Annotated in this window: 33 protein-coding genes and 1 pseudogene; all 34 read right to left on the bottom strand. The window is 37.4% G+C overall.

Annotated elements, in window-relative coordinates; translation table 11 throughout:
• Positions 1 to 2: 2 nt before the first annotated feature.
• Complete coding sequence (locus BN6465_RS20610; RefSeq protein ID WP_154670169.1) at positions 3 to 161, bottom strand: hypothetical protein; 159 nt, start codon at positions 159 to 161, stop codon at positions 3 to 5.
• A 17-nt stretch (positions 162 to 178) separates the two neighbouring features.
• Positions 179 to 2809: a phage tail spike protein gene (locus BN6465_RS00730; RefSeq protein ID WP_066730735.1), complete on the bottom strand. Its 2631-nt coding sequence runs from the start codon at positions 2807 to 2809 to the stop codon at positions 179 to 181.
• Positions 2809 to 3501, bottom strand: coding sequence for a hypothetical protein (locus BN6465_RS00735; RefSeq protein WP_066730737.1), 693 nt, complete (start codon positions 3499 to 3501; stop codon positions 2809 to 2811). Before BN6465_RS00735 ends, BN6465_RS00730 begins: the two co-directional genes overlap by 1 nt.
• Complete coding sequence (locus tag BN6465_RS00740) at positions 3501 to 5795, bottom strand: phage tail protein (RefSeq protein WP_066730738.1); 2295 nt, start codon at positions 5793 to 5795, stop codon at positions 3501 to 3503. Before BN6465_RS00740 ends, BN6465_RS00735 begins: the two co-directional genes overlap by 1 nt.
• 17 nt (positions 5796 to 5812) lie before the next feature.
• A complete protein-coding gene (locus tag BN6465_RS00745) occupies positions 5813 to 6112 on the bottom strand; it encodes a hypothetical protein (RefSeq protein WP_066730740.1) in 300 nt (99 codons plus the stop codon).
• Positions 6113 to 6123: 11 nt separating this feature from the next.
• On the bottom strand, positions 6124 to 6531 hold the full coding sequence (locus tag BN6465_RS00750; RefSeq protein WP_066730742.1) for a hypothetical protein: 408 nt from the start codon (positions 6529 to 6531) through the stop codon (positions 6124 to 6126).
• Between the two features lie 2 nt (positions 6532 to 6533).
• On the bottom strand, positions 6534 to 6716 hold the full coding sequence (locus BN6465_RS00755; RefSeq protein WP_066730743.1) for a hypothetical protein: 183 nt from the start codon (positions 6714 to 6716) through the stop codon (positions 6534 to 6536).
• Between the two features lie 16 nt (positions 6717 to 6732).
• Positions 6733 to 7317, bottom strand: coding sequence for a hypothetical protein (locus BN6465_RS00760; RefSeq protein ID WP_066730744.1), 585 nt, complete (start codon positions 7315 to 7317; stop codon positions 6733 to 6735).
• Between the two features lie 3 nt (positions 7318 to 7320).
• Positions 7321 to 7695: a hypothetical protein gene (locus tag BN6465_RS00765; RefSeq protein WP_066730746.1), complete on the bottom strand. Its 375-nt coding sequence runs from the start codon at positions 7693 to 7695 to the stop codon at positions 7321 to 7323.
• On the bottom strand, positions 7692 to 8108 hold the full coding sequence (locus BN6465_RS00770; RefSeq protein WP_066730747.1) for an HK97 gp10 family phage protein: 417 nt from the start codon (positions 8106 to 8108) through the stop codon (positions 7692 to 7694). The genes BN6465_RS00765 and BN6465_RS00770 overlap by 4 nt, the downstream gene beginning before the upstream one ends.
• The gene (locus BN6465_RS00775; protein ID WP_066730750.1) at positions 8101 to 8526 is read right to left on the bottom strand and encodes a hypothetical protein; all 426 of its coding nucleotides are present in this window, start codon (positions 8524 to 8526) and stop codon (positions 8101 to 8103) included. The genes BN6465_RS00770 and BN6465_RS00775 overlap by 8 nt, the downstream gene beginning before the upstream one ends.
• Positions 8526 to 9053, bottom strand: coding sequence for a hypothetical protein (locus tag BN6465_RS00780; RefSeq protein ID WP_066730752.1), 528 nt, complete (start codon positions 9051 to 9053; stop codon positions 8526 to 8528). The genes BN6465_RS00775 and BN6465_RS00780 overlap by 1 nt, the downstream gene beginning before the upstream one ends.
• A gap of 32 nt (positions 9054 to 9085) precedes the next feature.
• On the bottom strand, positions 9086 to 9988 hold the full coding sequence (locus BN6465_RS00785; protein WP_066730756.1) for a N4-gp56 family major capsid protein: 903 nt from the start codon (positions 9986 to 9988) through the stop codon (positions 9086 to 9088).
• Positions 9989 to 10012: 24 nt separating this feature from the next.
• Complete coding sequence (locus BN6465_RS00790) at positions 10013 to 10639, bottom strand: phage scaffolding protein (RefSeq protein WP_066730758.1); 627 nt, start codon at positions 10637 to 10639, stop codon at positions 10013 to 10015.
• Positions 10640 to 10790: 151 nt separating this feature from the next.
• Positions 10791 to 11714, bottom strand: a complete 924-nt coding sequence (locus BN6465_RS00795) for a phage minor head protein (protein ID WP_066730760.1) — start codon at positions 11712 to 11714, stop codon at positions 10791 to 10793.
• The gene (locus BN6465_RS00800; protein ID WP_066730762.1) at positions 11707 to 13173 is read right to left on the bottom strand and encodes a phage portal protein; all 1467 of its coding nucleotides are present in this window, start codon (positions 13171 to 13173) and stop codon (positions 11707 to 11709) included. Before BN6465_RS00800 ends, BN6465_RS00795 begins: the two co-directional genes overlap by 8 nt.
• Positions 13174 to 13175: 2 nt before the next feature.
• Positions 13176 to 13487, bottom strand: coding sequence for a hypothetical protein (locus tag BN6465_RS00805; RefSeq protein ID WP_066730764.1), 312 nt, complete (start codon positions 13485 to 13487; stop codon positions 13176 to 13178).
• A 17-nt stretch (positions 13488 to 13504) separates the two neighbouring features.
• On the bottom strand, positions 13505 to 14770 hold the full coding sequence (locus BN6465_RS00810; RefSeq protein WP_066730766.1) for a PBSX family phage terminase large subunit: 1266 nt from the start codon (positions 14768 to 14770) through the stop codon (positions 13505 to 13507).
• Positions 14742 to 15002, bottom strand: a complete 261-nt coding sequence (locus BN6465_RS00815) for a hypothetical protein (protein WP_066730768.1) — start codon at positions 15000 to 15002, stop codon at positions 14742 to 14744. Before BN6465_RS00815 ends, BN6465_RS00810 begins: the two co-directional genes overlap by 29 nt.
• Complete coding sequence (locus BN6465_RS00820) at positions 14992 to 15423, bottom strand: terminase small subunit (RefSeq protein ID WP_066730770.1); 432 nt, start codon at positions 15421 to 15423, stop codon at positions 14992 to 14994. The genes BN6465_RS00815 and BN6465_RS00820 overlap by 11 nt, the downstream gene beginning before the upstream one ends.
• A 132-nt stretch (positions 15424 to 15555) precedes the next feature.
• Positions 15556 to 15933 (bottom strand): DUF1492 domain-containing protein, encoded by a 378-nt coding sequence (locus BN6465_RS00825; RefSeq protein ID WP_242868054.1) that lies wholly within the window; start codon positions 15931 to 15933, stop codon positions 15556 to 15558.
• A 431-nt stretch (positions 15934 to 16364) separates the two neighbouring features.
• Complete coding sequence (locus BN6465_RS00830; protein ID WP_154670170.1) at positions 16365 to 16772, bottom strand: hypothetical protein; 408 nt, start codon at positions 16770 to 16772, stop codon at positions 16365 to 16367.
• Positions 16773 to 16811: 39 nt separating this feature from the next.
• A complete protein-coding gene (locus BN6465_RS21100; protein WP_180958621.1) occupies positions 16812 to 16955 on the bottom strand; it encodes a hypothetical protein in 144 nt (47 codons plus the stop codon).
• Positions 16955 to 17290: a nucleoside triphosphate pyrophosphohydrolase family protein gene (locus tag BN6465_RS00835; RefSeq protein WP_066730772.1), complete on the bottom strand. Its 336-nt coding sequence runs from the start codon at positions 17288 to 17290 to the stop codon at positions 16955 to 16957. The genes BN6465_RS21100 and BN6465_RS00835 overlap by 1 nt, the downstream gene beginning before the upstream one ends.
• A gap of 2 nt (positions 17291 to 17292) precedes the next feature.
• Entirely contained in the window at positions 17293 to 19194 is a 1902-nt protein-coding gene (locus BN6465_RS00840; protein WP_066730774.1) for a DNA primase family protein, read from the bottom strand.
• A 28-nt stretch (positions 19195 to 19222) separates the two neighbouring features.
• The gene (locus BN6465_RS00845) at positions 19223 to 21025 is read right to left on the bottom strand and encodes a hypothetical protein (protein ID WP_066730776.1); all 1803 of its coding nucleotides are present in this window, start codon (positions 21023 to 21025) and stop codon (positions 19223 to 19225) included.
• A 19-nt stretch (positions 21026 to 21044) separates the two neighbouring features.
• Complete coding sequence (locus tag BN6465_RS00850; protein WP_066730778.1) at positions 21045 to 21500, bottom strand: DUF669 domain-containing protein; 456 nt, start codon at positions 21498 to 21500, stop codon at positions 21045 to 21047.
• 20 nt (positions 21501 to 21520) lie between these two features.
• Complete coding sequence (locus BN6465_RS00855; protein ID WP_066730780.1) at positions 21521 to 21847, bottom strand: hypothetical protein; 327 nt, start codon at positions 21845 to 21847, stop codon at positions 21521 to 21523.
• On the bottom strand, positions 21847 to 23592 hold the full coding sequence (locus BN6465_RS00860; protein ID WP_074017750.1) for an AAA family ATPase: 1746 nt from the start codon (positions 23590 to 23592) through the stop codon (positions 21847 to 21849). The genes BN6465_RS00855 and BN6465_RS00860 overlap by 1 nt, the downstream gene beginning before the upstream one ends.
• An 81-nt stretch (positions 23593 to 23673) precedes the next feature.
• Entirely contained in the window at positions 23674 to 24045 is a 372-nt protein-coding gene (locus tag BN6465_RS00865) for a hypothetical protein (RefSeq protein ID WP_066730781.1), read from the bottom strand.
• Between the two features lie 4 nt (positions 24046 to 24049).
• The gene (locus BN6465_RS00870) at positions 24050 to 24514 is read right to left on the bottom strand and encodes a hypothetical protein (protein WP_066730783.1); all 465 of its coding nucleotides are present in this window, start codon (positions 24512 to 24514) and stop codon (positions 24050 to 24052) included.
• Positions 24515 to 24537: 23 nt separating this feature from the next.
• The gene (locus tag BN6465_RS00875) at positions 24538 to 25824 is read right to left on the bottom strand and encodes an SNF2-related protein (protein WP_082891549.1); all 1287 of its coding nucleotides are present in this window, start codon (positions 25822 to 25824) and stop codon (positions 24538 to 24540) included.
• Positions 25817 to 26122 carry a hypothetical protein gene (locus BN6465_RS21125; RefSeq protein WP_242868055.1) on the bottom strand — a complete coding sequence of 102 codons (306 nt, stop codon included), beginning with the start codon at positions 26120 to 26122 and terminating at the stop codon, positions 25817 to 25819. Before BN6465_RS21125 ends, BN6465_RS00875 begins: the two co-directional genes overlap by 8 nt.
• Before the next feature lie 126 nt (positions 26123 to 26248).
• Positions 26249 to 26881, bottom strand: a pseudogene (locus tag BN6465_RS21680) (DUF7666 domain-containing protein); the annotation flags it as partial.
• Positions 26882 to 26889 lie beyond the last annotated feature (8 nt).

Raw genomic sequence — 26889 nt, forward strand, 5'->3', positions numbered from 1 at the left:
CATCATTCTTTTTCTTCCCTTTTCTGATTCTGTACTTGTGCAAGCATTGCAAGCACTTCTTCCTGTGTATATGTTTTTTGTTCAGAAGCCTGAACCAATTCAGATTGTTCAGGCTTCTTTTCTTCTGTTTCTGCATTGTTTCCATTGATATATATAGCCATTGACATCAATCCTTTCTTTATCCTGAATACCAAGTTCCTGAAATAAGAATTCCATTTTTGAATTGTAATTTACAATTATTTGACCAAGATGAAAGTTTTCCATCACTACTAATACCAAGAACCTGAACAAATGTCATTGTTCCTGTTATTCCACCACCTTCAAAGGAAGGATTCTTCAAAGTCCAACCATGCATGTCAATGTTACATCCTGCATGAAGTTCACCTGCTGTGTAATTTCCCCAACCTTTATTCTTCTGAACATATGTCCATTTCATTGTATAAACATTTGTAGAAGAAGAATCTTTGGAAGCCCATGTCATATATGAACCATTATATTCAAGGTCAAAATTTAATCCTTTTTTTGATGAATCACTTTGAAGGTTGTTTGTTCCGATTTTTCCAACATAATAATCATCACGATAAAAATGACAACCATTATAATTGAATTTTGAAACAAGTTTTTGTGATGATGTTACTGCACTGTCATAAATGCGAAGTTCACCACTTTCAAACTGAATATATTTGCTGATGTTATTCCATGCAACTTTCACAGAAGTTGCATTCTGCTGAATCTTGGTTGAAAATTCAGAAGCATTCAACTTCTTGTTAACTTCTGATGTGATTGCATCAGTTGTCACCTTAATTTGTGCAGATGTTGAATAATTTTTCAGTTTGTTGTCTGTGTATGCTGTTGCTGTTTCTTTTGCTGAAAGAAGGACAGCATCACCTGTGTTTTTGATTGCAGTTTCAACTTCTGTCTTTGTCCAATATGCTTTCAGTTGGTCATCAGTGTAACCTTCTGCATTGTCCTGTGCATCAGAAATTTTCTTTTCAACTGATGTTTTGTATGAAACATCAAGTTTTTCAGCAGAAACAGAACCACCAACAAGTCTGTCACCAACAATCTGTCCATCCATTGTGATTGCAGTTGCATATTGTCCATTGTAGCCTGTGGAACTATAACCAAGACCATTCAGATTCCACCGCCAAACCTTTCTTGCGGTTTCAATATCATCAGTGTCCATGATTAGAAGTTCATCAGCATTTTCTGTGATGACAACATGTCCATTCAATGCAGAATGAATCAATGATGTTGCATTGTCCACTGCCTGTTTCACTATGCTGTCAGAAGAAGGAATTTCATTGATTTTCTTCATGATTTCAGCATTAGCAGAAGAAGCTGAACCTGTCATTCCATTTGAAACACTTTGTCCAAGGGTGATTGTGTTCTTGGAAGGTGAATCAATATATATTGTCATCTTGGTGACAGGGAAGAACCTGTCAAGTCCATTTGGTTCAGATACAACCCTGATTTCATCCAACATTTTGATTCTTTCAATGTCCACATCCATCATGTGCAAGTCAACAGCTTTGACTTCAAGTGTGACATTTTCAAATTGAATGTCTTTCAGGTATTCTTCACCTTTGGTTTTCAGATTTGCAGGAACATTGACATCATCAAATGTTACTGTCCTATAAATCCAACCATATGTGTTGACCGCTGATTCTGAATAGATGAAATCACAGTCATTATTCACACTTTTGATTGTCAGTCTTTCTTCAAGACCTTCAATGGAACTTTCTTCAAGTCTTGCACCAAGTGGGATGACAGCAGTTACAATGTCAGTTGCATCAATGTCTTTTGTAAAATCAAGAAGATTCTGACCAAATTCAATGACCTGTGTGTTGGTGTTTGGATAATCTTGCAAATAATCAAGATACCTGATTCCATCTACTTTTCTAATTCGTAAATGTCCACCATAAGTGTCAAGCAGGTCTGACTTAATAACTGACATTGTGGTTTCCCAATTTGTATATTTATAAAGGGAATCATTGTTGTCAACAACTGTGACTGTTCCAAGTACAAACATCTTTCCAACTGTATAATTGGAAGGAATGGTGTGTGCATAATGCCAAAGAAGATTGCTTCCATTTTCATATGGATTGTGTGCAGTTTCAATGTCTGTTACATTTGACACATCCTGTGCTGTGTAATTTGGAAGGCTTGCTTTGCTTCCAATGATTGCTGTTGCATCTGTGATTTCAACTGAATCAATAGCAAGACCAAAATAATTGTTCACACTGCTATCTGTATGCCAATACAGATAGAATTCTGTTGAAGGAATAACAAATGTCTTTCCTGCAAGGTCATTTGCCCTTTTCCTTGAAAATGCAGAATAAATCTGATTATTCTTTACATAATACAAAGAAGCATAATCAAAAGAAGCGGATTCACCTGCACATTCTGCATTGAATTTGATTCCAAGATGAAGTTCTGCAATCTGTGCATTATGGACATTTATCAATGTTTGTAAATATCCCCTGACTGTTTGATTGTGATAAACAGCAGGTCTTTGAATAGAATCATTGAAATATCCAAGTTCACCTTCACAAGTTATCTTTTTTCTGTTACGAAAATCAACAGATTCATCAATCACCCTTCCACAAAAGATTTCATCTTCATTGTCCATCACCTGAATGACAGATTTCATTTTTTGAATCTTGTCATAATAGGGATGTGTTGGAAAGATGGTGAATTCAAAAGAACCTGCATTGTTTTCCTTCAAATCAACTTTTGGGGAATTCAACACAAGTTCTTCATCACGCAAATCAAACAATGGAAGGTTGTCACATAATACTTGATACATTATAGACTTCCCCCCTTATAATCAATTGTTATTGTTCCATTTCCTGTGAATGTCACAAAGTTGTCACCTTCTTGAAGCCTGATTCCAAGAACTGTTGTTGTTCCTTTTGGAAGGTCATATGTGACACCATTATGATTCACTTTCATGTTTGCGGTTGTGGTGAAAGTAGGGGACACAATCTTTCTTCTGTTCAGAAGATTGACTGTTGCTGAACCGCTGACTGTCACTGTGTTCAGATAGATGATTCCATCAATGAAACTGAAAGTGTCCCAAATCCAAGGTGTTGAACTTGAATTCACTTCAAGTTTGTATGGGTCAACTTCTGCATCAACCACAATTGTTGCAAGTCTTTTGTTCGTTTTGAACTGATTGACCTTGCATCTTCCTTCATAATAATAGTTTTTGTCCCAATCAAGCAGAATCCGAAGTCTTCTTCCATGAACATAATTTGTCACTTCTGAAAGTGTTGCAGACCATGCATTGATTGGGTCAATAACTGTAAAAGTGAATTGCAGTTTCCGCTGTTTATATTTGATGTCATCAGTCAAGACTTCTGTCAGGTCAATAACACCATCAGCACCTGTCAAATCCACTGTTTCTGTTTTCGGTTCAGGAAGACCAATGTCTTTTGAAGTCAGAATCAGTCCAAAATCTCTATATGAATTTTTTGTTCCAAAAGTGACTGTGTTCATTATTGTCTTCCTTTCCTCTTGAATATCTTTCCAAGTTCTTCATCCATCTGTGGTGCAGTTTCAGCAACCAATGCACCTGTGTCAAGAACAAGGTCATATCCCATATTTTCAAGAACCTGTGGGAAGAAATCTTCAAGCAGTGCAATCAGTTTTGTGAAGAACTGAATCAGGATACTGTTTTCACTGTTGACTGCTGTCTGAATCATTTCCATCAGATTCTGTGTTCCAACTACTGTTTCACTTCCTGCTTCACCACCTGCAAGGAAATTCTGTGATGCAGAATCATAACCAAAGATTGTTGGTTGATTCATAATCATTCCCTTGTCCATAGCTTTTGCATACCATTCAATTCCAAGTTTAGGAATAGAACCTTTTAACAAGTCCCCAATCTGCCATCCTGAAGGACTGATTCCGAAGTGTGGAAGTTTGATTTTAGGAAGTTCAACTTTGAATTGGAAGAATCCCTTGATTTTATCAATAGCACCCTTCACAACATTTTTTACATTTTCAAAAATGTTACTGAAAGAATTCTTGATTCCATTCAGCACATTTGTCACAACATTCTTTGCACCATTCAGACCATTGGAAATTCCTGTCTTTATACCATTGATGACATTTGTGACAGTAGTTTTGATTCCATTCCAAACATTGCTGAAAGTTGTTTTCACACCATTCAAAATATTGCTGATTGTTGTTTTTATAGCATTGAAAACATTGGAAATTGTTGTTTTTATACCATTTACAACATTTGAAACTGTTGTCTTGATTCCATTCCATACATTTGAAATGAATGTCTTGACCGCATTGAATACAGTTTCAATCACTGTCTTAATTGCATTTATTACTGTGCTAACAGTGTTCTTGATTCCATTCCATACATTTGAAATGGTGGTTTTAATACCATTCATCAAGTTTGACAGGAATGTTTTGATGCCATTCCACACTGTTTCAGCAACAGACTTGATTGCATTCCAAACTGTTGTCAGAATGTTCTTCAATCCTGACCAATCACCGCTGATTGCATCAACAACCGCTTTCACAACTGTTCCAATTGCTTTGAAAGCAACACCAAGAACATCACCAAGGACTGTTGCAAGTGCTTCAATGACAGGTTGCAGGACACCAACAATGACCTGAACAACTGCTGTGATGACCTGAATCAATGGTGGAAGAATCAAGTTCAGAAGTTCAATCAAAGGTTCAAGAAGAACCATCAACAAATCAATCAGCGGTTGCAATAATTCAAGAATAGGTTGCAACAGTGGAAGAAGTGCTGTGATAAGCTGAACCAATATTGGAAGCACCATTTGCACAATCTGAACTATTGGTGGAAGCAACATCTGAATCAACTGCACTATGATTGGAAGTATAGCCTGAACAATTTGTGTCACAGGTGGAATCAACTGTTCAATCAAGTCCATCAGAATTGGAAAAATAGTTGATGCCAAATCCATCAAAGGTGGAAGCAGACTGTCCAACAGGCTTGTAATAATTGGTGACAATCTCTGAATCAATGCTTGAATTGAAGGAAGTGCTTGCTGAATATAATCAGAAGCCTGTTCCACAATAGGCATCAAAGAAGCACCAAGCTGTGTTCCTATGCTCTGAAATGCTCTTTTTGTTTGGTCAAGTGAATCTGTCAAATTCACACCATTGTCAATCAATTCATCATCAAGAACAAGACCAAGGTCATGTGCTTGTTTTTTCATTTCTTCAATAGAACCTGCTTCACCATTCAGAAGTGGCATAAGTTCAGTTCCTGACCTTCCAAAAAGTTCAGTTGCAAGTCTTGCTTTTTCTGTTTGGTCTTCCATTCCCTGCAATGCTGAAAGTGTGTCCCACATCACATCTTCCTGACTTCTGAAAGTTCCATCAGAATTTGTGACAGCAACACCAAGTCTTTCAAACTGTTCCACATTTGCTTTTGTGCCTGACTTTGCACCATCCATTGCAGATGTCAATGATTTCATTCCTGCTTGCAGGGTATCAACAGAAGTTCCGCTTTGTGAACATATGAAATCAAGTTCCTGATAGGCTTGTCTTGAAATACCAATCTTCTGTGACATCTTGTCAATGTTGTCTGCTGTGGATGCAGATTTTGTTGCAAATCCAACCAATGCAGTTCCTGCAACAGTTGCACCGCCAACAATAGCAGTTCCCCATTTTGCAACAGTTCCAATTCCTGATGACAGTTTGGAACTGAATGTGGATGCTTTTTCAGTTGTTCCTTCAATCTGACTGTTTGCTTCTGAATTGTTTATTGCTATTGTTCCAACAAGTTTGAACAAATCCATGTGTCAGTTCCCCCTTTCTAATCAGGAATAAAATTTTCCATCATGGAATATGATTCTTGAATGGTTGTTTCAATGTCTGACCTATTCCATGATGCTGTGTTCATCAGTTCAACAGTTGTCTGTTCCTGATTTTTATATTCTTCAAGGTAGTCAGACCAAGATTTTTCATATATCTTGTGCAACCAATGTTCCCACTGAACCTTTTCTTTGTGTGATTCAAGGAATTGGTCAATCCAATCAGTGAACCTTCCTGATGCAATGACAGCATCAAGCAAAGAAAATGGACTTGCATATTCTCTGAACAGCAAGTCCATCATCTTCATATCACCTAATTGAACAATTTTGAAACAACCCCAATAAAATCCTTGAATTCATCCTTCTTGAAGAATGCAACAATCATTTCAGTGAAGGTCACCATGTCAAGTTCTGCAATTTCCTTTTCAGTCATTCCGCTGACCTGTGCAAGTAAAGAATAAATTTCCTTTTTGCAGGAAGGAAGATTGCAAATAACAATCTGTGCAAGGTCAAGAATGACACTGAATCCAATAGAATAAATCAGGTCATCACCTTTTACACCTTCATTATCTGCTTTGAATGCAGTTGCAATCTTTCCAAGTGTTGCAGGGTCAAGACTTTCCTTGATTTCCTTCAATCCAATTTTGCTGATAATTTTGAACATAGGGAAAACATCATCAGATTTGAGTTTCCGAAGTTCAAAAGTGGTTGTTTCACTCATAATCATTCACCTTTCTTTGTTTCCTGCACCTTCTTTGGTGCATCCTTTTCAATAACTGTGACAAGTCTTCTTCTGTTGGACTGAATTTCTTTCAGTCTTGCTTCATCACATTCAAAAACTTCACCGACTTCATGAATTTTGGAAGTGTGCTTGTCTGTGAATTTATTGATAACTTTTACTTTCATAAACAATCACCTTCCTTTATGCGGTCACCTTTGGATAATAAATGTGATAGGGAAGGGTGTCCAAATCACTTTCAAGGTCTGCATGACATTCAAATGTATATTTGCCAACAGCACCTTCTTTGTTCTTTCCTTCTGCTTCAAAACCGCTTGTGCAAAGTGCATTGTCCATGATGACAATGATGTTCCTTCCTGCAAGATTCTTTCCTACAAAGGCAATATTGTCATAATAATCACCTTCTGCAAGGTCAGCCCTGCTTTCAATAAGGTCAAAGTTTGTGTCTTCTGATACACCATCTTTTGCAATAAGTGCATCCTTGATGATTTCTTCTGTTAATTCAAGAAGATTGATTTCCATGGATGCAGTTTCACCTGTCTTGACCTTCAAGCCTTTAACAAGAACCAATGCACCATCAGCTTCAACATCAGTGAATTCAGGTGTAATGGTTATTTTTGAACCACCCTGTGTTGCACCAATGCAAGATTCCACAAAGTTCCAACTTTTACTTGAAGAATCATAAGCAAGACCTTTGTGAATAGTACCTGCACCGAACATGATATTTTTTGGTGTGTCTTTGCTGACACCTGTTTTTCCTGTTTTCATGTGTTAAACTCTCCATTCTTTGATATTCAGGTTTATTTGAATTCTATTCAGTCCCTGTTCACCTGTTGGAACAGGAAAAGCTGTGGAAAATGAAACAGCAATCCCTGAACCACTTTCAAGAATTGCTGTTTTTCCATCAGAAGGAAAGAATTCTTTTAATTTTTCCTTGATAGATTCAAGTGTTATATAGTTTTTATTTGTTGTGCCTGTCAGAATCAATGTTCCTTGTTCCATTCCATCTTCATCAGGTGATTCAACTTCTGTGTATTCACCTATAAAATACGGAAAAGACAGGTCTTTTGTCCATTGCATAAATTCATAAGGAATGGACAAGGATTCCATGCAGTCATTTATATAACCTAATGCTTCACTTGTCATCCTAATCCACCAAACCTTTCTTCTGCTATCTGTTGAATTTTAGATTGCAAGGATTGAAATGCATTCCACAACATCCGCTTTGGATGTTTACCAAAAGTGACATGTTTTTCACCTTGTTCATCATAATATGTCCAAGGAACATCTTTTCTTCCATCACCATTTACTGCATAGATGCCTGTTCCAAATTCTTCCCAAATAGCATTTTCATAATCTGAACCAACAGCAACTGTCAATGAACTTTCATCAACTGAATGCTGAAATGAACCTTTTGTTTTTCCTGACAAAACAGCACAATTCCTTTTGGTCTGTGCTTTAAGTTCACCACCTGCTTCTTCAAGAAATGCAAGTGCTGTGTCCTTGATTGCAGTCTTGACCTGAATTGAATAATCATTGAACTGAACACCATTAGACACCAAGACCACCCCCAACATATTTCAAATATATTTCAAGGTGTTTGTGCATCCGCATTGGGTCATCAATCAATAGAATGTCATAAATGTTTCCATCTATAACCATTCTTGCATTTTCTGATGTCAAATCAACTTTTTCATCCTGTGATGTTGACTTGATGACACCATTGATGAAATTAAAAGGATTGCAAACCCATTTCTTTGAAAGTTGCTTGCAATTCTGAAAACCGCAAATGAAAACATGTGTGGTTTCCTGAACCTTTGCATCATAAGTGGAATATGAATTTTGACCGCCCTGATAATCTAACCAACCAAGAAAGTCAATCACATCAGTCCATTCATGTTCCCTTTCACCAATAGCATTTTTCTTTCCTTCATCTTTCACCTGAATCAATGCTGTGACATTTCCACCAATCATCATCAGAACCTTGCTTTCTTGTATGTTTCCAAGAACCCAAGCAGGGACACAGGAAATCCCATGACTTGATTGTTTTTGTCTTGGTCAAAGTAGGTCACTGAATGCCTTGAAAGTGTTTCTGATTTGATTCCAATTCTGTTCATGCTTTCCACTTCCCACTGTAACATTTTGATGACACCCTGCTGAACATCAACAGGATATTCAACTTTTGTCACAAGATTGTGGTCAACAGGGAACAGTTCTGAATTCACCCTGATGAAATCATCACCAATTTCTGTGATGACATATAAACCATCATTGACATTACTTTCAGAAATCTGAATGGTGTCATCCACCCTGATGAATGGATGACACCCTTTGATTCTGTTTCCAAGGCTTGAAGCGGAAAACCTAATGTGTCTATTCTGAAAATTGTTATTGGTGTACTTCCTGATAAGAAGTTCAAGTGCATCAAGTTTTTTCTGCACCTGTTTTTCATCCATGTGCATGAATTCAGGAAGTGACATCACATCTTCAATTTTAACAATCATCTGATTCACCGCCTTTCAACTGATTGTAGGAATTATTCGCTTGCAGGTGCAGTCACAAGGAACTTTGCAAGACAAATCTTTTCCTGATTGGTGATTGCAACACCATAAATCTTGTCAACACTGATGTCAGTGGTTCTTGAAAGTGTCTGTCTTTCAGTTTCCACATTAGTGTCCCTTTTAAGGAAGACAGTCAGTGCAGATGCATCATCTTCTGATTCAGTATCATTGTTCAACTTGATAATAGGACAGTTGTAAACTGCATTGGAAGAACTTCCTGTGGTCTTCACTCTCTTTGAAGGAACAATTCTGACACCTGCAATCATACCGATTTCACCACGCATCATAACAGCATTGTCATACTTGTCAGCAGAAATGAAATCTTTGTCAAGGCGAAGCTGTGTGACCTGTTTCGGATGAACAAACATAACCTTGTCAGACTGCACTTCTTCTTCAAAAGTATCAACTGCATTGACGATTCCTGCATAACTGATGATTGCACCTGCTGTATAGGCCTTCTGAACCCCATGTGGTGCAGAAGAAGCATTGTATGCAACAGTCAGTGCATCCATTGCATCAGAATCAACCTTGGATGCAATAGCCTTTGCAAGCTGTGTGGTTGCTTCACCAACAGGATTTCCATAGCCTGAAAGAACTGCTTCATCAGTCAGGGAAACAGCCTTCATTGCCTTCTTAATACCAAAGGTTGTAGAAGAAGCGGTCAACTGACTTGCAGTGACAGAAGCACCTTCTGCAACATCATCTGCATCACCAATGTAATTGAATGCAGGAACTGTCACAGTGTCACCTGCCTGACCCTGCAAAGTAGTATCAACCTTTGCAAAAGGTGTGACAACAATCTTCTTTGTGACTTTTGCAGAAATCATGTCTGCCATGACCTGCGGATTGATAAGATTTTCAATTTTTGTTACTGCCATAATAATTCACCTATACCTTTCAAATTAGTTGGTTTTGTTTCCTGACAATTCTGCATAAAGTTCAGGATTGTCATTGTAAATTTTCAGCCTGTCCTGATAACCCATCTTGTTGAATTCTTCCTGACTGATTTTCTTGGTGTCATCTGCATCAGGAAGTTTGTGTTCATCAATCTTCTTTTGGGAATCAGTTTCAAACTGTGTTGGAAACTGTGTCTTCAAACCTGCAAGCATGTCATCAATTCCCTTGATGTTGCCTTGGTCATCCAACTTGATTTCCCCTTTTTCTTTCAGCTTGAATGTGAGATAATCAACATCTTTTGCTTTTGCTGAAAGCAGTGCAACCTTGATTGCACTTTCCACCTTGGTCTGTTCCAACTCTGACTGCAATTCAGCAACCTGCGTTTCATAAGCAGTAATTTTGGATTGCAACTGTTCATTACCCTTTGAACCCTTTTTCAGTTCTTCAATCAATGTAGTTGCTTCACCATGCTGTTTTGTAAGTGCATCATGGTCATCCTTTAACTTCTTATATCTGATACCAAGATTTTCTTCATCAGCAAGAAAAATCTTGTTCTGTTTCATTTCACCTGTTACCTTTTCAATCTGTTCATCAGAAAGACCCTGTGATTTCAAAATTTCCTGTAATGTCATTTTTATTTCCTTCCTTTCAATACAATTTTTACATGTTATGTCATGTTAGATTTGAAGCGGATGTTTTACATCATCCCTGATGTTGTGACATACAAAAAGAACAGTTTATTGTCTTATTCAGGACATGTGGTTTTACATTCCACCAAATGAATCAACCACCAACCGCTTCAAAGTATGCATCTTTGAATGATTGATAATTTTTTTCTTTGAATTCCACCAAAAGACCTGATTCATTGTCCAATTTTGTTGCATCATAGTCATCCATATTCCAAGATGCCCTTTGAAGTATGCAACACCTGCAATTGCAATCTTCTGATGGGTCACCAAAACCGCCTGCATATAATGCCCTTGCACCTGTGGATGGAATGACAAATTCTTCATCAATTCCAACAACTTGTCCATCAAGTTCCCTGTGGGTGTCCCTTGTGTTTCCATCCAAAGTTGAATCCCACTGTTTCACTATTGATGCACCAACTTTCACTGCTTTGTGCATTGCATCAAGTGCAGATTGGTTCTGAATTCTGTGACCTTCTGTTCTGACAATTCGCAAGGCTTTTGAATAATCACCATTTATCATCCATTGAAGATTTCCTGCAATCCTTTCAAATGACAAACCGCTTGAAATTCCCCTTGCAATTTCATCTGATATTCTTTTCTTTAACTCATTGACATTGACCCCCATTCTATTATAAAGACCATGACTGATTTTTGAATCAAGTTGAACCGCTTTGACCGCTTGATTTTGGTCAATAGGAAATGCAAGTGGAATTCCCTGACCTTGAAGGTCATACATTGCACCAACAAATCCTTCTTTATAGCATCCATTCAGATATGCTTGCACTGTCTGATAATTATTTGACCGCATATTGTCAAGAATTTTTGAAACCTGCTGTCTTAATGCCAATTGATATTCCAATTGATATATTTTTGATTGTGTCATTTCACTTGCTTGAAGAACCTTGATTCTTTCATTGATTTCTGCAAGTGCCTTGGAATATTCATGTTTCAGTTCTCTGATGACTGCTTTTTCATCCTGCACAAACTGTTTCTGAACAATCAACTGTCTTTTATTCATTGCCATCACCGCCTGAATCATCAATGTCATCATCAGGTGTCATTGAATTCAGCATCTGTTCAGCCTGTTCTGTTTCATCCTGTTCCTGAACTTTCATTTGAACTTCTTCAAAGTCAAGTTCCAAGATTTCACAGATTGCTTGAAGAACAGTTTCATTGTCCAATGCCTGTGCAACATTCAGGATGCTATTCAGCTTGATTTGCTGTGTTTCAGCATCAGTCTTTTCAATCAGTGCATTGTCAGAAGCATTGGTCATGACTTCTCTTTGGAAATCAAACCAAACATCTTTCATTTGATAATCTGTTCCATCAATTCTGTTGATTTCAGCAAGAACAACCTTCAAGATTTTCTTCAAGAACTGTTTCAGCCTGATTTCAAGTTTGTTGCATTTCAAATCAAGAAGTGCATATCTTGATTTGATAACAACATTTGTGACATTTCCATCACCTAACTGTGCAGAATTGAATCCCATTCCAAATCTGTAAATGTTCTTTTCATCTTCCTGCATCTTTGTCAGTCTTGCCTGATATGGTATATCAACAGTGTGAACTTCAACACCACCATTTTCATCAACACCAATCATCTTCTTGGTTTTCAGATTCTGTTGCAGTTCTTCCAAGTTGTCACCCTGAAAACCTTTGACAACATGAAGCGGATGGTCAAAGTCTGCAAGGTTATTGGAAAGACCACAAGACATCATGTCATAATCATCAATCAATGATTTGATTGGTTTCAGACCTGACCACTGTTTCTTGCAGTTGTCCAAGCGGAAGAAGGGGATGAAACCAAAGTTTTCATAATAGGTTGCATCATCACCATCTTTGTGATATGTGATGTGTGGTCTTGGATTCAGCTTTTCTTTTTTATCAAGAATCAGTTTTCCTTCTTCTTCCTGAACATAGAATGTTGTTTGCTGTGAATCCCAAACCTGAATCCGCTTGATGACTTTGTTTTCCTTTGCAATTCTGTCAACATACCAATAAATGACATATTCACAACCATCATCTGTGTCTTTTGCCCTGACTTCAACAACACCCATTGAATCAGCATGTTGAAATGCAAGTCTTCCTTCTGAATTCATGTATGCATACATGTAATCAAAACCTTTGCTGACTGCACCTGTCAGAACATCATTCAATTCTGAATTAAAGTCATCATCAAAGTATTCATCAAGCCTGTCCTGCAATTCAGGAACATCTGTCTTGATGAATCCATCCTTTCCTGAAAGCATATATTGAACTTCTTGGTCAACCAATTCTGTGAAGAAGGGATGTGGAATCTTGATGTTGCTTCTTGTAGTGTCTTCCACAAGTTTTCCATCAGCATTGTAATAGAAAACCCTATATTGCAGAATATCATGTTCTGCTTCATAGTATTTTTGACCTATTTTTGCAAGGCTTTTCTTTGTTGACACCTTGTCTTCATTGATAAATTGAAGAATTTCAGCTTCTGAAAGCATTCCTATTCACCCCTTTCTTTCATGAATTTATCTGTCAGGTCAAGAATTGCATCTGCGTGACTTCCAAACAGATTGCAAACAGCTTCTTCATCATATGATTCAGCACAAAAACCAAAGGAAAACAGGAAGCAGTGACACAGTTCATGAATGACTGTGCTTCTTGTCAATTCCTTTGTCATTCCTTTCCTGATTGATATTGTTTGATTGACATATTCAGTCAGACCAAGAATTGTGTTTCCATTCTCATTCAGAAAAGCCTTGTCTGCATCAGTAAATGCCATTGTCCATTCAAGGTTGTTCACTGTGAATTTCATTTTGTCTGACCGCCTTTCTAATATAACCACTTGTTTCCAAGTATAAATTTTTCAAGTGCATAACGCATTGCATCCATCAGGTGATTGAAGTCATCAATTGGAACATTCAGTTTCTTTCCAAATTTATCTGTGTCCCAAGTGTAATTGCTGATTTCTGTCAGGAAATTCACACATCTTGGATGCACAATGATTTCAAATTCCTGAATCCATTGGATTCCATTGTTCACACTGTCCTTTCCTTTTTTTGCACCTGTGACATGCAGGTGGAAGGTGTTCAGTTCATCAATGGACTTTGGTTCTGCACAATCTGCTGTGATTCTTTCTTTTTTGAATCCCATCTGTCCAACCTTTTCTGCAATTGCTTTGTTGGACAATCCTTTTTCATAGAATTCATCAAACACATAAAGTTTTTTATGTTCCAAATCCAATGCACCACAGAAGAATGCAGAAGGGTCATTTGTATAACCAAAATCAAGACCAAATGCAAACTTCAAATTGTCCTTGATGACACCTGTCTGACCTTCATCAGCTTCTTTCTGTGTTATGAAATTGAATTCTTCTTCCTTCCAATTTTCAAAGACAAGACCTTCAACAATTCCCCATCCACCAAGACCTGCAACAGCATATCTTCTTGGATTGTTCTTTTTCATCCTTTCAAACAGATTCAGGTCATTCTTGTCCAACCATTCATTGCATAAATAATTGGTTGTGATTGCAAGTGTGTCTGAATCAGGCTTGTCAAAGAATCTTTTCTTCAACCAATGTCTTTCATTCCATGGATTGAATGTCAATGTTACCTGCTTGAATAATGGTTCAGGACATTCACCCCTTATGGATTCATCAAGCATGTCAAAATCATCTTCTTTCATGATTTCATATGCTTCTTCAATCCACATCCAACAAAGAACACCAACATCAACTGTTATGGAAGTGACTTTCAAAGGGTCATCAAGACCCCTGAAATATATCTTTTGCCCTGTGGGAACATAGGTTGCTTCAAGTGGTGATTCCTTGAATTCCCATAAGTGGTCAACATGAAGTCTGTGAACCGCCCATTTCAATTCAGTGAAGCAGGAATCTTTCAGTGTCCTGAATGTTTTCCTGACAACCAAGGTGTTTGCATCCTTATACTTCATCATGTTATAAATGAACCACAATGCAGTTGTCTTTGACTTCTTGGATGCTCTTGAACCTTTTACAACTCTGTATCTTCCTTTGAAGTTCCAAAATTGTTTATAGCCTTTTCCAACAACATCAGGAAGATTGATTTTCAGTTTCTTCATTCTGATTCACCTTCCTGAACCTTGGACACTTCCTTTTTTCACATCTGTGTATATCACACAAACCTTGTGTCATATATGCACCATGATATTTGCAGAATGCAACAGGATAAAATGAATAATTCCCATCAATCAGAAGAACTTTTTCTTCTGCCTTTGGTGGTCTGTTTTTCAGTCTTTCCTTTCTTCTTTTCCGCTGTGCTTTTATGTTCCCTTTTCCATGATTATTCTTCAAGGTCTTCTTCACCACTGAACACAGGGATGACAAGATTCACATTGGTTGAAGTGTCAAACAGACCTTGCATCTTTGCCAATGTTTCAATTGCTTTTATAGCATCCCTTGTGGAAGGTTTCTTTTTCTTGATGACTGCTTCACTGATGCCATCACCGCAACCTTCAACAACAATCACTTCTTCATCAAGTTCCTGTCTGATGATGGAAGTCAGGACTTCCTGCATTTCTTTTGCATTTGCTATCTTTTGACTTGCCATCTGTTCAGCTAATTCTTGAAGGAACTTTTGAATGTCAGGTTTTGTCAAGTTTTCCTGACCAATGCTTCTTGCAGTCTTCTTGGAATAACCTGCTTTGATTGCAGATTCCGTTGCATTGCCTGAACTTGCATATTCAAGACAGAACTTCTTCTGTTTTGGTGTCATCCTGAAACCCCCTTTCATCAGATTCTTGGACAACAAAAAATCCTGTCAAGGGATTCTTGACAGGATTCTAACTATATCAATTTTATCATATATACATAGGCATTCAATCGCATACTGTGTCATAGTGTGTCATTATTTTGGAACTTGCAAATTGTTTAATGCGTTTCCATGTATTCTATGAACTGTACGCATTGACACATTCATTTTTTCAGCAACTTCTTCCCATGTCATAAAAAATATGTATTTATAACGCAACAACAATTTTTCATCATTGTTTTTTAATTTATTGATTGTTTCCCTGATTTCATTCTGCAAATCAACATATCTATCAATTTCAGATTTGATTTTCTGTTCCATTTCAATAATTCTTCCTACATATTTTACAAATGGTGCTTCTGTGTTTCTGCTTGCTGAATGTGGCATATCTGAAAACTGTGATGAAGAAATACTACTTGCAAGGTCACGCAACCTGTCAAGTTCCTGCACATCACTTTCAATCAGTTCATTCAATCTGTATGCCTGTTTCAAATATTGTTTTGCATCTATATCAATCACCTTCTTTCAAATCGGTTCTTGCTTGAACCTTTGACCTTGAACCGCTTCAAACCCTTATAAATAAAGGGAAAAACACAACAGATGTTCTTGCAGTTCTTGGTGAACCTGCTACTTCTATATTCTTTTATTTTTATAAAAAAATTTTTTTCTTATATCCTTTTTTTTATAAATTTATTGAAAAATACAGTTTCAGCAGGTACACCAAGAACCTACCACCACAAAAGCCTTATAAATAAAGGATTTCAAGCGGTTCAAGGTGCTTGTTTTTACCAAGAACCAAGCAAGAACCAAGCAAGAACTTTAATCATCATCTTCACTTGACATCTTCATCAATGCCATTACAAATGTTGCAAAAATAGAACCAACAACCAAACCTGCAATGAACATCAGCATTTCAAACCGCCTTTCTGAATGACAATCTGTGCATTCACTTTTGCTTTCTGTGCAGTCTTTGAATATCTCTTGAAAGACTGTTCCAAATCATGCACCAACTTCTTCTGTTCTTTCAGGTCAGCTTTTGCATCCTTCACTTCCACCTTGGAAAGCGGAACACCATTTGGATGTTTGCAAGAAGAAATCATTCTTTCAAGGTCTTTCATCTTCTGAAACTCATTTCCAAATTGATGTTTGATTTCCTGCTTCTTTTCTTCTGCTTCCTGTTCCAAATGTGTCAGGAACTGCAACATCTGATGCAGGATTTCATCTTTGTGTTCCCAATCAAGGTCAATGGTTTTCATCAGAACATTCAGCTTGTTCTGTGTGGCAGGGAAGAAGGCTTCACAATTTATGGTCATGTTTCCTGTTTCCCATTTAATATGTAATTGCATCAAATATCACCTTTCTTTCTCATAATAAACTTTGATATAATTTTCAAAATCTTTATCTGACATTTTCATAATTGCAGGAATATCATACTTTTGAATTATCCCTTTTATCATCAAAAATTTTAATAATCTTTCAATGATTTTGTTATCCATCAAATATCACTTTTCTTTCTATGCTGTGATTTTTCAGGGTCAAATCCGTCAGGGTATCTTGACCGCAACTTGTCCACATTCATCTGCATGACAGTTTCCAAATCATAACCTATGGAATAAGCGGTCACTGCAAGATACCATGCAACATCACCAAGTTCTTTTGCAAGATGTTCTGCATCAAGTTCATGACCTTGGAAAATGTGTTTCTTCACAATGTCTGCACATTCCCCTGATTCACCGCAAAGACCAAGAACACCATTTACAAACATTGGAAGTTCCTGATTCATTCCGCTTGCTGTTCTTAATGCTTCCATCTGATATTCATTTATTTTCATATTCAATCATCCTTTCTGACAAAAATTCTGCACTTTCTTCCTTTGATTTTCTTATCTGCAATCTTGCAGTCCAAGTGTCTTGTTATTTCCTTGCTGAATGTCTGCATTGCAACTTTTGTGAATCCATTTTCATGACAGAAAGTGTCATATCTTGCAAACACTTCCTTGGTTTCATTGTTCAGAATTTCATAATCTTCAACTTCTTCAAGGAACAGAAGAATTGGATTGTTGTCCCTTTCAAAACTTTCAATTTCCTTCTGAACAGCTTCTGATGTTGTGAATCCCTGATTTGCAAGAACCCTTTTCAGACCTTGAACACCAATCTGAATCAGATATTCAGCAACTTCTTGTGTCTGCAAGTCCCACTTTATTCTTGCATTGAAATCAGGGTCATCTTTGCTGAATTTTGCATTAAATGGAATTATTACCAATCTTCTTTTTATTGCTTCAAATCCTTTGTTCCTGACCCTTGGAATCTCATTTGCAGAAAACAACAATTTGACAGTTGGCTTGAAGAAATACACATCTTGACCCTTGTTTTCTGCTTTTATGTCATTTCCTGAAACAATCTTCTTGAACTGACTGATTGATTTTCCCTGCAAGAATTCATCACTGATGTCATCACCTATGTTTGCAAGTTTTCCAAACATTGTTGTTGTGCTGAATTTTTCTGCAAGTTCATCAAGGTCAAGTGAAACATAGTTGTCCCTTCCAAGAACCCATTCCACCAAATCAAGGAATGTTGATTTTCCATTTGCACCTGTTCCTGTCAAAATGAATGATTTTGAAAGTTCATTTTCTCTGAAAAAACAATATCCAATACATTCTTCAAGAATGTTCCTGATAGATTGGTCACCGCAAGCAATCTTGTTCAGTGTCTTGTCCGTAACTTCTGAATATGCATTTGGATTGTAGTCCCAAGGAATAATATTTGTGATTATGTATTCAGGACTGAATGGAAGAAGTTCCATTGTTCTGATGTTCAAAATTCCATTCCTGAATGCAATGAATTTTGCATCAGACACAGGTGCATTCTTTGGTGTTGTCACTTCCAAATATTTCAATGTTTCTGTTCTCTGCGTTGCCTTTAATGTTGGAATGACTTCAATCATCTTGGATTCAATCATTTTATATCCTGAAACATAAATTCCTGCATCATATACATGCAACTGACCATTGATTCTTTTGACATGGAACTGTGATTTCATATAGTTTCCAAACACATTGTGAAGAAAAGTTTTTCCATGATAAAAAACAGGTTTTGCAAAGGCTTCATCCCTTGTGATTGTGTCAATTTCATCATCAGAAAGTGGTTCAGAAAGAACATATTTATTCACCATCTTGATTGTGTCCCTTGCTTCATCAACAGAAAGACCTGCTGACTGCAAAACAAGTTCATAACCAAACAGACTGCTGTTTCTTCCTTCACCTGCTTCCATATCCAAGAATTCCATTTTGGATTTCACAGGTTTCAGGAAATATGGAACTTCCTGATATTCAACACCTTCTTCCACATCCCATTCAATCCATCTTTCTTCACCATTAAATTTCAAAATTTCATAACTGTTTTTTACACCAACCTTGATGTCTGCTGTCAGACCGCAAGCAATCTTGCAATGTGTGAAGCATTGGTCAATGTCAGTATTTTTGAACAAGAAGTGTCTTCCCCTTGTGGTCACATAAACCCTGCAATCAAGCTGTCTGTCTTCCACAATCTTCATCAATACTTCTGACTGTTCTTTGTCATCAATATCAATCAAAACTGTGTCTTGACCAAGTATTCCTGCATATTCAGGAAGGTCTTTCACTTCATCATATGTGTGAAGGTCAGATGCAGGAACATTCTTGAATTTTTCTGTGCATTTCTTGTCTTTTGTTTTCACATATCCCTTGAACAGTTCCAAATCTTCACCTTCTTTCCGCTGTTTATTTTCATAATGTCACACCAAATCCTTTCAGTCTGTCTTTTGCAACATCCACATACCACTGTTTGTCAAGCAGTTCAGGACAGGTGACACCATTGACTTCATCATTGAAGATGAAGCAGTGTTCAGGACAATTTTCAATCTTTGCAACACCGCCTGTGATAGAATGTTTTTTATAAAGTGTTCCATCAGGGTGATTCAGGCTTGCAAACACCCTGACACATTTTTCCTTGATGGTAATTCCATCATTGTTGTAAACCTTGACTTTTCTTTTTGACCCTGTTTTGCTTCTGACCTCTTTGGTGCTGAAAGTTCCACCATGAAAGATGCAGTCATATTTTCCTGAAATCTTTTTGACCTGCTGAAATTCTTTCAGGTCATTACATTCAGAAATTGTTTTTTCAATTGGAACACCTTTGGTCATATAATCAACCAATGCTGTGTTCACAATAGGAAGGTCATAGTCAAGTGTTCCAAGACCTTTCACATATGCACCTTTTGATTTGTAATGTCCCCATTCATCCATAATCAGATAATTGTTGACATCTTTTTGGAATATTTCACCATAACCATAATCATCAAATTCAAGGGACAAACCTGTTCTTTGTTCCCATTCATAAGCAATGTCATCAATCAAATCATAATCTTCATAACTGTGCATTTTAATCAGAATACCATCTGTATTCACCTGAATGATTTCACACACACCTTCCAATCTTTCAAGCAAGTCCACACCAACCAAAATCTGACCAAACACACAGGTGTTATTTGCACCCCTTGGGTCATATAATTTATTGAACTTGTCCTTCATAGCACCATAAGTTCCATTCAGAACAATCTTGAATGGTGCTTGTTCCTTCTTCTTTCCTTCTGCTTTCAGTTGAAGTCTGAACCGCAAAATTTCTTTGTACCTTTCAAGACCTTTTTCAGGAACAGACCTTGAAAAACAATATTCAGGATATAAGCAGTCAAGTGTTGGATAAAGTGAACCAACATCCATGTTGATGAAATAACCCTTGTCATGATAGGATTCTTTTGCACCATGAACACCGCCCCAAGCAAATGTCATTGGTATTCCTGCCATGATTTTTTCAAGTTTGTTTGCTTTATTTCCTTTCTTGTATGTGTGATTTTCAGGATTCATGAACCATTCAGGAACATCTGTGTATTTTTCCACCCTTGCACATGGTGGAAGTGAAATGTCAAATTCATCATCATAGTTGTGTTTTGTAGCACCAAGAATTTCTGCTGACAATTGCACTTTTGTCTTGTTTATATATGACAAAGGCATGTTATACATTTTCAGAAGTTCCATTTGTGCTTCAAAATCAGATTTTCTTTCAATGAAGACCAACACAGTCTGTTCAACATCATGTCTGCAATAGAAAACAGTCTGTTCAATTTCTTCATCAGTCAGTTTCCTGTCAATATCGAAGGGGACTGATGTTTCTTTGATATTGTTCCCCATGAAACCTTCAAAGACTTTCAGTCCCCTGTCAATATTTTGCATCACATCATAATTATTCAAAGGGAACTTCCTGAATTGACCTGAAAAACTATAACCCGATTGACCTTTCAGGATAATGTGGTCATTGCATTCTTTGGGATTCAACCCACAAAGGATTGATTTCAGGATAAATTGGTCATATCCCCTTGAATTGAATCCCACCCAAATGTCATTGACATGTTCCTGATAGAATGCTTCAAGTTCAGAAGAATTGTTGATGATGACATGTTCTTTCTGATTGTCCATGTCCAAAATGACAACTAACCAATCATATTTGAACACTTCAAAATCATAGAACACCATCTGTCATCAACCCCTTTCCTTAACTTTCATAAACTTCTTTGATGGTATAAACAGGGAAGTCTTTCTTGTTCTTCTTGAACTCAATCAGATATTCAAGACCTGCTTCATCAATTGCTTCCATGATGTCCATAATCAAATCATTGTACTGTGCATAGTCCTTGAATTCCACTTCATCAACTGCATCCAAAGAACGAAGGAAGCGGTTGACATTTCCAATCTGAAATCCCTGTGTAATAACTGCATTCATGAACAGAAGCTGATTTTCATATTCACCATGCAGGATTCTGAACCAAGCTGAAAACATTGGGTCACCCTTGGAAGATTCTTTCAGTTCCATCTTCTCAATCTTGATTTCATATGTACCAACAGGAATTTCCGCATATTCGCCTGTTCCACCATTGGCTTCAACTTCCTTTGTGTCTTTTGCAAGACCTTCCACATCAATTGCTTTGTTCCACTTATCAAATACTGACATATTATTCACCTATACCTTTCTTAATTTTTATCATTAAACAGTCCACTGAATGCGGAACTGAATGCATCAACAATCTGTTCACTTGCCTTTGCAAGTGCTTCACCAAGTGCATTGACCTTTTCAGGATTGAAAATCTTTTCTGCAATAAATTCATGAAAGATTTCACCACATACCGCATTTACTGCACATTCATGTGCTTCTTCAAGGAAAATATCTTCCAAATTTTCATCCTTGCTGATTTCATATTCAAGAATTTCAGCAATGTCTGCGTCAGGATTCTTTTCAAGAACCTTCATGATGCTTTCCTTGATTCCTTTTTCTTCAAGTGCTTTAACAAACTTGTCCATTATTCTGTCCCCCTTGCTTTTCTTGTCCTGCGTGTTCTTGCAGGTTTTTCTTCCTGTGCTTCTTCTGCCTGTTCAGGTGGATTCATAGCACCATCAACAGGATTTTCTTCTTCCTGACTATCATCAGCTTCCTGTTCCTGTGCAGGTTCTTCTTCCTTCTTTGTTCTGCTTGTCCTGCGTGATGTTCTCTGTGGCTTGTCCTGACCGCTTTCATCATCAGAAGGGGAATTGTCCACCTGTTCCTTTTTCGTGTCCTGTGGCTCTCTGTGGATTGTCTGTGAACCTGCATTTGCTTCATCATAGACTTCACAAAGTGCTTCCCAATCCAAAGGAATCTGTGTCTTGGTGATTCCCTTTAATCTTCCACCACCAAAGATGACTTCATTTGACTTGAAATTCAAAGTTCTGCTGTCATCATCTTCCACAACAACCCTTGCAACAATATCAACCATTCCTGCAATCTTATTTGCAACCTTGTCAGCAATGTTTGGTTTTATTGCTGTGATTTTATCACCTGACTTCTTTGTGATGTCCTTGGTTGTGTCTTCATGTGAAATCAGAACAATATTTTCATAGTCCAAATTCATCAGTCTTCTGATTGTAGACAAGAATTCAGTTCTGACCTTATCCCATGCCCTGAAACTGTCATCAGATTCATGTGTGATTCCAAGTTTGTCATACATGTAAAGTCTGCATGATTCATATGTGTCTTCAAGCAGGTCAACAATTATGGTTTTGAAATCATTGTCCTTCTTTTCAAGTTCATCAATGGTCTTCTTGAAATTGTCCCATGCAAGAACCTTCTGTCTTCCTTCATAAGTGTCTTTGATAGGAAGATACTGCTGTGTAACAAACTGGATATTTCCATCAGTGTTCAGGTTCAGTGGCATTGGTGCAGAATCCATGAAAGTTGTTTTTCCGCTGAAAGCACCACCATAAATCCACAATTTTCTTTTGGTTGTCTGTCCAACCTGTCTTCTTTCTGCCTTTGGTAAAATCATAAAATCATTTCCTTTCAAACAATATTCTTTGTATTCACACCATTCACACAGGTATGATTGACACTTTGGAAAGTCCTGTGCAAATTGAATGTTCATGCAGGTTTCCATGAAATCAATGACCTTTTGTGGGTCATATTCCACTTGCTTCACTTCAACATCAAGTTCCTGCATTTCTTGTTCAATCCTTTTTCTGAAATCTTCCAAGGATTCTGTTTTCTTCTGCTTGATGCTGACCTTTGGAACAAACACGAAGAACAAGTTCCTGATTCTTTTTCCTGTGATTTGTTCGCAAAAATACTTGTAAACATGCAGTTGTCTTGATTCCATATAGTGCTGTTGATTGTTGGAATATTTGAAGTCATACAAATCAAACTGACCATGTGGAAGGTCTGCATCATGTTTGGTGCATGGAACAAGCAAGTCCATTGTTCCTTCATACCAATTTGATTGCATCTGCACTTCATGAAGTCCATCAGGAATGACTTCTTTGACCCTTGGAATCCAATGTTGAAGTTTAAATGCTTCATTTATATGGTCATCTGTGATAACAGGATATGACATAAAATATTCATGCAATGCTGTTTCCACATCTGTTTCCACACCCCTATGAAGTGCAGTTCCAATTTTCAATGCATTTGCAGGGTCATCAGATTCCAAGGTTTCCAATCTCTCACCATATCGGAAAAACCACCTTGCAGGACAATTTTCAAAACATTCTGCTGTTGAAAAATGAAATCTGTCCATGCAATCATCTGTCCTTTCTGTTGTTGCTGTGTCTGTTGTTTATCCATGAAAGAATAATCAGGGTCACGCAAATAATTAAAACTACCTGTGTAACTTCACCCATTGTGTCCACCACCTTTCTTTTAATGTTTCATAATTCTCTGTGATACTTTCTTCCAAATCATCAGAAATGCATCTGACAAGTTCCTGAAACAGTTCAAACTGATTTGGATATAACAGAACTGCAAAACCGCCTGATTCATCAATCTGATGAAGATTGTGAAGTTGCAAAGGTGAAGGTTTTCCATTTGGTGCTTTGATTTCAATTCCAAAGAAAAAACCATGAACGCAAGCAAGAACATCAGGAACACCTGCTTTGGTAAATTCACCACCGCCCCAATACTTGATGAAATAACATCCTTCATCTTTTAGGAACTTCTTCACCTTGTTTTCAAAATTCTTTTCAGATGCCAAGGAATCACCCCTTCACACTGATTCTGACTGATGCACTGACCTTGGAAGTCTTGCTATACTTTTCAGCAAGGTCAGGATGGTCTTTTTTCAGCTTTGCAGAATCAATTGTGGTTCTTGTGCTTTCAGCAACATATGTAATTTTCAAAATGTCATTTTCCACATTCTTGACACCATAAATGTTCATCACATCTGTCAATTGTTTCCTGATTTCTTTGTCCTGTGCTTCCAAGGCTTTCTTCTGCCTGTCCAAATCTGCAATCTTCTTCATGATTGCAACCGCTTTTTCATCAGAATTGAATGCAGTCAGGCTTGTTTCTTCTGTGACTTCAACTGCATCTTCACATTCAGAACTGTCTTTCAGTTCATCAAGCAAAGAACAAGCTGATTCACAAGTTTCTTTCATATCACAGTGGAAACAACAGATGTTCTTTCCACATTCCGCATTTTCAGACTGTTTACACTTAATCATTTATTTACCTTCTTTCTTTAATTTCAGCATTCTTCAAAAAGTTCATCTGTAAAGTCTTTTCTTTCTTCCAAAGTTTTCAGAATCCTTTCTTCAATACTTCCCCTGCATAACATCAGATAATAGAAGCATGTCTGTTCCTGACCAATCCTGTGAATTCTTTTCTTTGATTGTTCAAAATCTTCTGATGACAATGGAAGTGTGAAATATATAATTCTGTTGCACTTTTGCAAATTCAAACCTTTGCTTCCTGCTTGATACTGAACCAATGTCACACTGTTGGATTCATATTCATATGCAGTCAAATCTTTGATGTGTCCATTTACTTCTGAAACAGGCTTTTCACATTCTTTGCAAACCGCTTTCAATGCATCCAATTCTGAATTGAATGAATAGAACACAATCAATCTGTCTTCTGTGGACTGAATCAAATCCCTGAATGCTGTCAGCTTTTCTTTGTTATAAACACCACACAACTGTCTTGCATAAAGCATTTTTGTCAGTGTGGTATCACCAACCAATTCAGTGTCATCAACATAAACAATGCAATCTTTCATGAAAGTTGAATATTCCTTTGACTTGTCCACTTTGATTTTTGTGAAAATCTGTTCAGGAAGGTCAAACACTTCTTCTGTCTTCATAAACACTGCACCATGTTCACGCATTTTCCGCTTCAACCTGTCTGTGTTTTTGTATGGGTCATCTTTATCAACAATCCAATGTTTGATTCCACCTGCATCAATTTGTTTCCAATTGACATATTGGTTTTTATACATCTTTTCAGTGATGTTCCATCCAAGCAAATGAAGCTGTGACCAAAGATTTTCATATTTACCACCAACAGGTGTTCCTGAAAGCAGAATCACATTTTCAGGATGCAGTTGAAGAATAAACTTTGACTGTTTTGCAGAAGTATTCTGAATCAGTGATGATTCATCCAACATTAGTGTGAAATTTTCAAGGTTCATCAATTCTTTTGGTCTTCTCCAAGCAAGTTCATAATTGATTACACCAATTCTGACCTTGTATCTTGAATGTGTGAACATATCCAAGTTCTTTGTCAGGTCATAACACCATGCACCACTTTCATCACATTTCATCTTGTCTATGTAATAGGTGAAAAAGTGTTCAATCCAATCATGAATTTTTGATTTCTGACAAATAATCAAAATATCTGTTCCCATATTCATTGCTTTTTCAGCACCAACAAATGTCTTTCCAAGTCCCATGTCAAGATAATATGCAACCTTGTTCTGACCTTCTGTTTCAGTCAAGGCTTGCTGTTGGTGCTGAAACAGTTTCAAATCATTCAATGTGAACCCCTGTGACCTGTTCAAAGATTTCTTCATCAAAGTTCGGAAGTGCTTTGATAACATCCTTTTCATGGTCTGATAAGCTATTCCACCAAATCTGACCACATTCAGATTCATCAAGTTCTTTCAGATAACCACCTGTTGTTTCATATTCAGGATGCTGTTCTTTTTCTTCATCAGTCATGTCATCAGACCAAATCCATTCAAGAACATTGTGCTGAATCTTGTTCAACAGATACCTTGCTTCTGAATTCCACCAATCCCTGAAAGTCCAATCAGAAGGTTTATTGAACATCAAAATCTTTGATTCCTTGGTATTAAAACAACCACTGGAAAAGTTGGTCTTGTTCCAATCACCGCTGTTCCAATCACCGCTGTTGCGATTACCGCTGTTGCAATCACCGCTGTTCCAATCACCGCTGTTGCGATTACCGCTGTTCCAATCACCGCTGTTGCGATTACCGCTGTTCCAATCACCGCTGTTGCGATTACCGCTGTTGCGATTACCGCTGTTGCGATTACCGCTGTTGCGATTACCGCTGTTCCAATCACCGCTGTTGCGATTACCGCTGTTCCAATCACCGCTGTTCCAATCACCGCTGTTGCGATTACCGCTGTTCCAATCACCGCTGTTGCGATTACCGCTGTTCCAATCACCCCTGTTCCAATCACCGCTGTTGCGATTACCGCTGTTCCAATCACCGCTGTTCCAATCACCGCTGTTGCGATTACCGCTGTTGCAATGTCCTGCGTTGGCTTTTCCTATATTGACCATTTTCAGAACTTCTTCCCATAAAATTTCACGAACAATTTTAATTTTGTTTGTGCAGTGCTTGCTTCCATCCGCTTCTGCATCAATTTCACCAAGTGCTTCAATTTCTGCAACCTTGTTGTTTGGGTCAAAGGAATAATAATTGAAGCAGTCCTTTAACTCTGTGCAAAAATGAAATCCTCTGTTGCAACATGAAGGTGTCACATCTTCTTCAAATGTTTCACCAACTGCATATTGAAATCCCCTGCATGTCCAATCAGGTTCAAAAACTTTATATCCCTGCATTCTTTACA

Source organism: Bariatricus massiliensis (assembly GCF_900086725.1).
Lineage (GTDB): Bacteria > Bacillota > Clostridia > Lachnospirales > Lachnospiraceae > Allocoprococcus > Allocoprococcus massiliensis.

What these genes read in the sequence shown, in the direction of transcription:
- BN6465_RS20610 (WP_154670169.1), bottom strand. Translation starts at nt 161, where the DNA reads ATGGCTATATATATCAATGGAAACAATGCAGAAACAGAAGAAAAGAAG.
- BN6465_RS00730 (WP_066730735.1), bottom strand. Translation starts at nt 2,809, where the DNA reads ATGTATCAAGTATTATGTGACAACCTTCCATTGTTTGATTTGCGTGAT.
- BN6465_RS00735 (WP_066730737.1), bottom strand. Translation starts at nt 3,501, where the DNA reads ATGAACACAGTCACTTTTGGAACAAAAAATTCATATAGAGATTTTGGA.
- BN6465_RS00740 (WP_066730738.1), bottom strand. Translation starts at nt 5,795, where the DNA reads ATGGATTTGTTCAAACTTGTTGGAACAATAGCAATAAACAATTCAGAA.
- BN6465_RS00745 (WP_066730740.1), bottom strand. Translation starts at nt 6,112, where the DNA reads ATGATGGACTTGCTGTTCAGAGAATATGCAAGTCCATTTTCTTTGCTT.
- BN6465_RS00750 (WP_066730742.1), bottom strand. Translation starts at nt 6,531, where the DNA reads ATGAGTGAAACAACCACTTTTGAACTTCGGAAACTCAAATCTGATGAT.
- BN6465_RS00755 (WP_066730743.1), bottom strand. Translation starts at nt 6,716, where the DNA reads ATGAAAGTAAAAGTTATCAATAAATTCACAGACAAGCACACTTCCAAA.
- BN6465_RS00760 (WP_066730744.1), bottom strand. Translation starts at nt 7,317, where the DNA reads ATGAAAACAGGAAAAACAGGTGTCAGCAAAGACACACCAAAAAATATC.
- BN6465_RS00765 (WP_066730746.1), bottom strand. Translation starts at nt 7,695, where the DNA reads ATGACAAGTGAAGCATTAGGTTATATAAATGACTGCATGGAATCCTTG.
- BN6465_RS00775 (WP_066730750.1), bottom strand. Translation starts at nt 8,526, where the DNA reads ATGATGATTGGTGGAAATGTCACAGCATTGATTCAGGTGAAAGATGAA.
- BN6465_RS00780 (WP_066730752.1), bottom strand. Translation starts at nt 9,053, where the DNA reads ATGATTGTTAAAATTGAAGATGTGATGTCACTTCCTGAATTCATGCAC.
- BN6465_RS00785 (WP_066730756.1), bottom strand. Translation starts at nt 9,988, where the DNA reads ATGGCAGTAACAAAAATTGAAAATCTTATCAATCCGCAGGTCATGGCA.
- BN6465_RS00790 (WP_066730758.1), bottom strand. Translation starts at nt 10,639, where the DNA reads ATGACATTACAGGAAATTTTGAAATCACAGGGTCTTTCTGATGAACAG.
- BN6465_RS00795 (WP_066730760.1), bottom strand. Translation starts at nt 11,714, where the DNA reads ATGAATAAAAGACAGTTGATTGTTCAGAAACAGTTTGTGCAGGATGAA.
- BN6465_RS00800 (WP_066730762.1), bottom strand. Translation starts at nt 13,173, where the DNA reads ATGCTTTCAGAAGCTGAAATTCTTCAATTTATCAATGAAGACAAGGTG.
- BN6465_RS00805 (WP_066730764.1), bottom strand. Translation starts at nt 13,487, where the DNA reads ATGAAATTCACAGTGAACAACCTTGAATGGACAATGGCATTTACTGAT.
- BN6465_RS00810 (WP_066730766.1), bottom strand. Translation starts at nt 14,770, where the DNA reads ATGAAGAAACTGAAAATCAATCTTCCTGATGTTGTTGGAAAAGGCTAT.
- BN6465_RS00820 (WP_066730770.1), bottom strand. Translation starts at nt 15,423, where the DNA reads ATGACACCAAAACAGAAGAAGTTCTGTCTTGAATATGCAAGTTCAGGC.
- BN6465_RS00830 (WP_154670170.1), bottom strand. Translation starts at nt 16,772, where the DNA reads ATGACCATAAATTGTGAAGCCTTCTTCCCTGCCACACAGAACAAGCTG.
- BN6465_RS21100 (WP_180958621.1), bottom strand. Translation starts at nt 16,955, where the DNA reads ATGGATAACAAAATCATTGAAAGATTATTAAAATTTTTGATGATAAAA.
- BN6465_RS00835 (WP_066730772.1), bottom strand. Translation starts at nt 17,290, where the DNA reads ATGAAAATAAATGAATATCAGATGGAAGCATTAAGAACAGCAAGCGGA.
- BN6465_RS00845 (WP_066730776.1), bottom strand. Translation starts at nt 21,025, where the DNA reads ATGGTGTTCTATGATTTTGAAGTGTTCAAATATGATTGGTTAGTTGTC.
- BN6465_RS00850 (WP_066730778.1), bottom strand. Translation starts at nt 21,500, where the DNA reads ATGTCAGTATTTGATAAGTGGAACAAAGCAATTGATGTGGAAGGTCTT.
- BN6465_RS00855 (WP_066730780.1), bottom strand. Translation starts at nt 21,847, where the DNA reads ATGGACAAGTTTGTTAAAGCACTTGAAGAAAAAGGAATCAAGGAAAGC.
- BN6465_RS00860 (WP_074017750.1), bottom strand. Translation starts at nt 23,592, where the DNA reads ATGGACAGATTTCATTTTTCAACAGCAGAATGTTTTGAAAATTGTCCT.
- BN6465_RS00870 (WP_066730783.1), bottom strand. Translation starts at nt 24,514, where the DNA reads ATGATTAAGTGTAAACAGTCTGAAAATGCGGAATGTGGAAAGAACATC.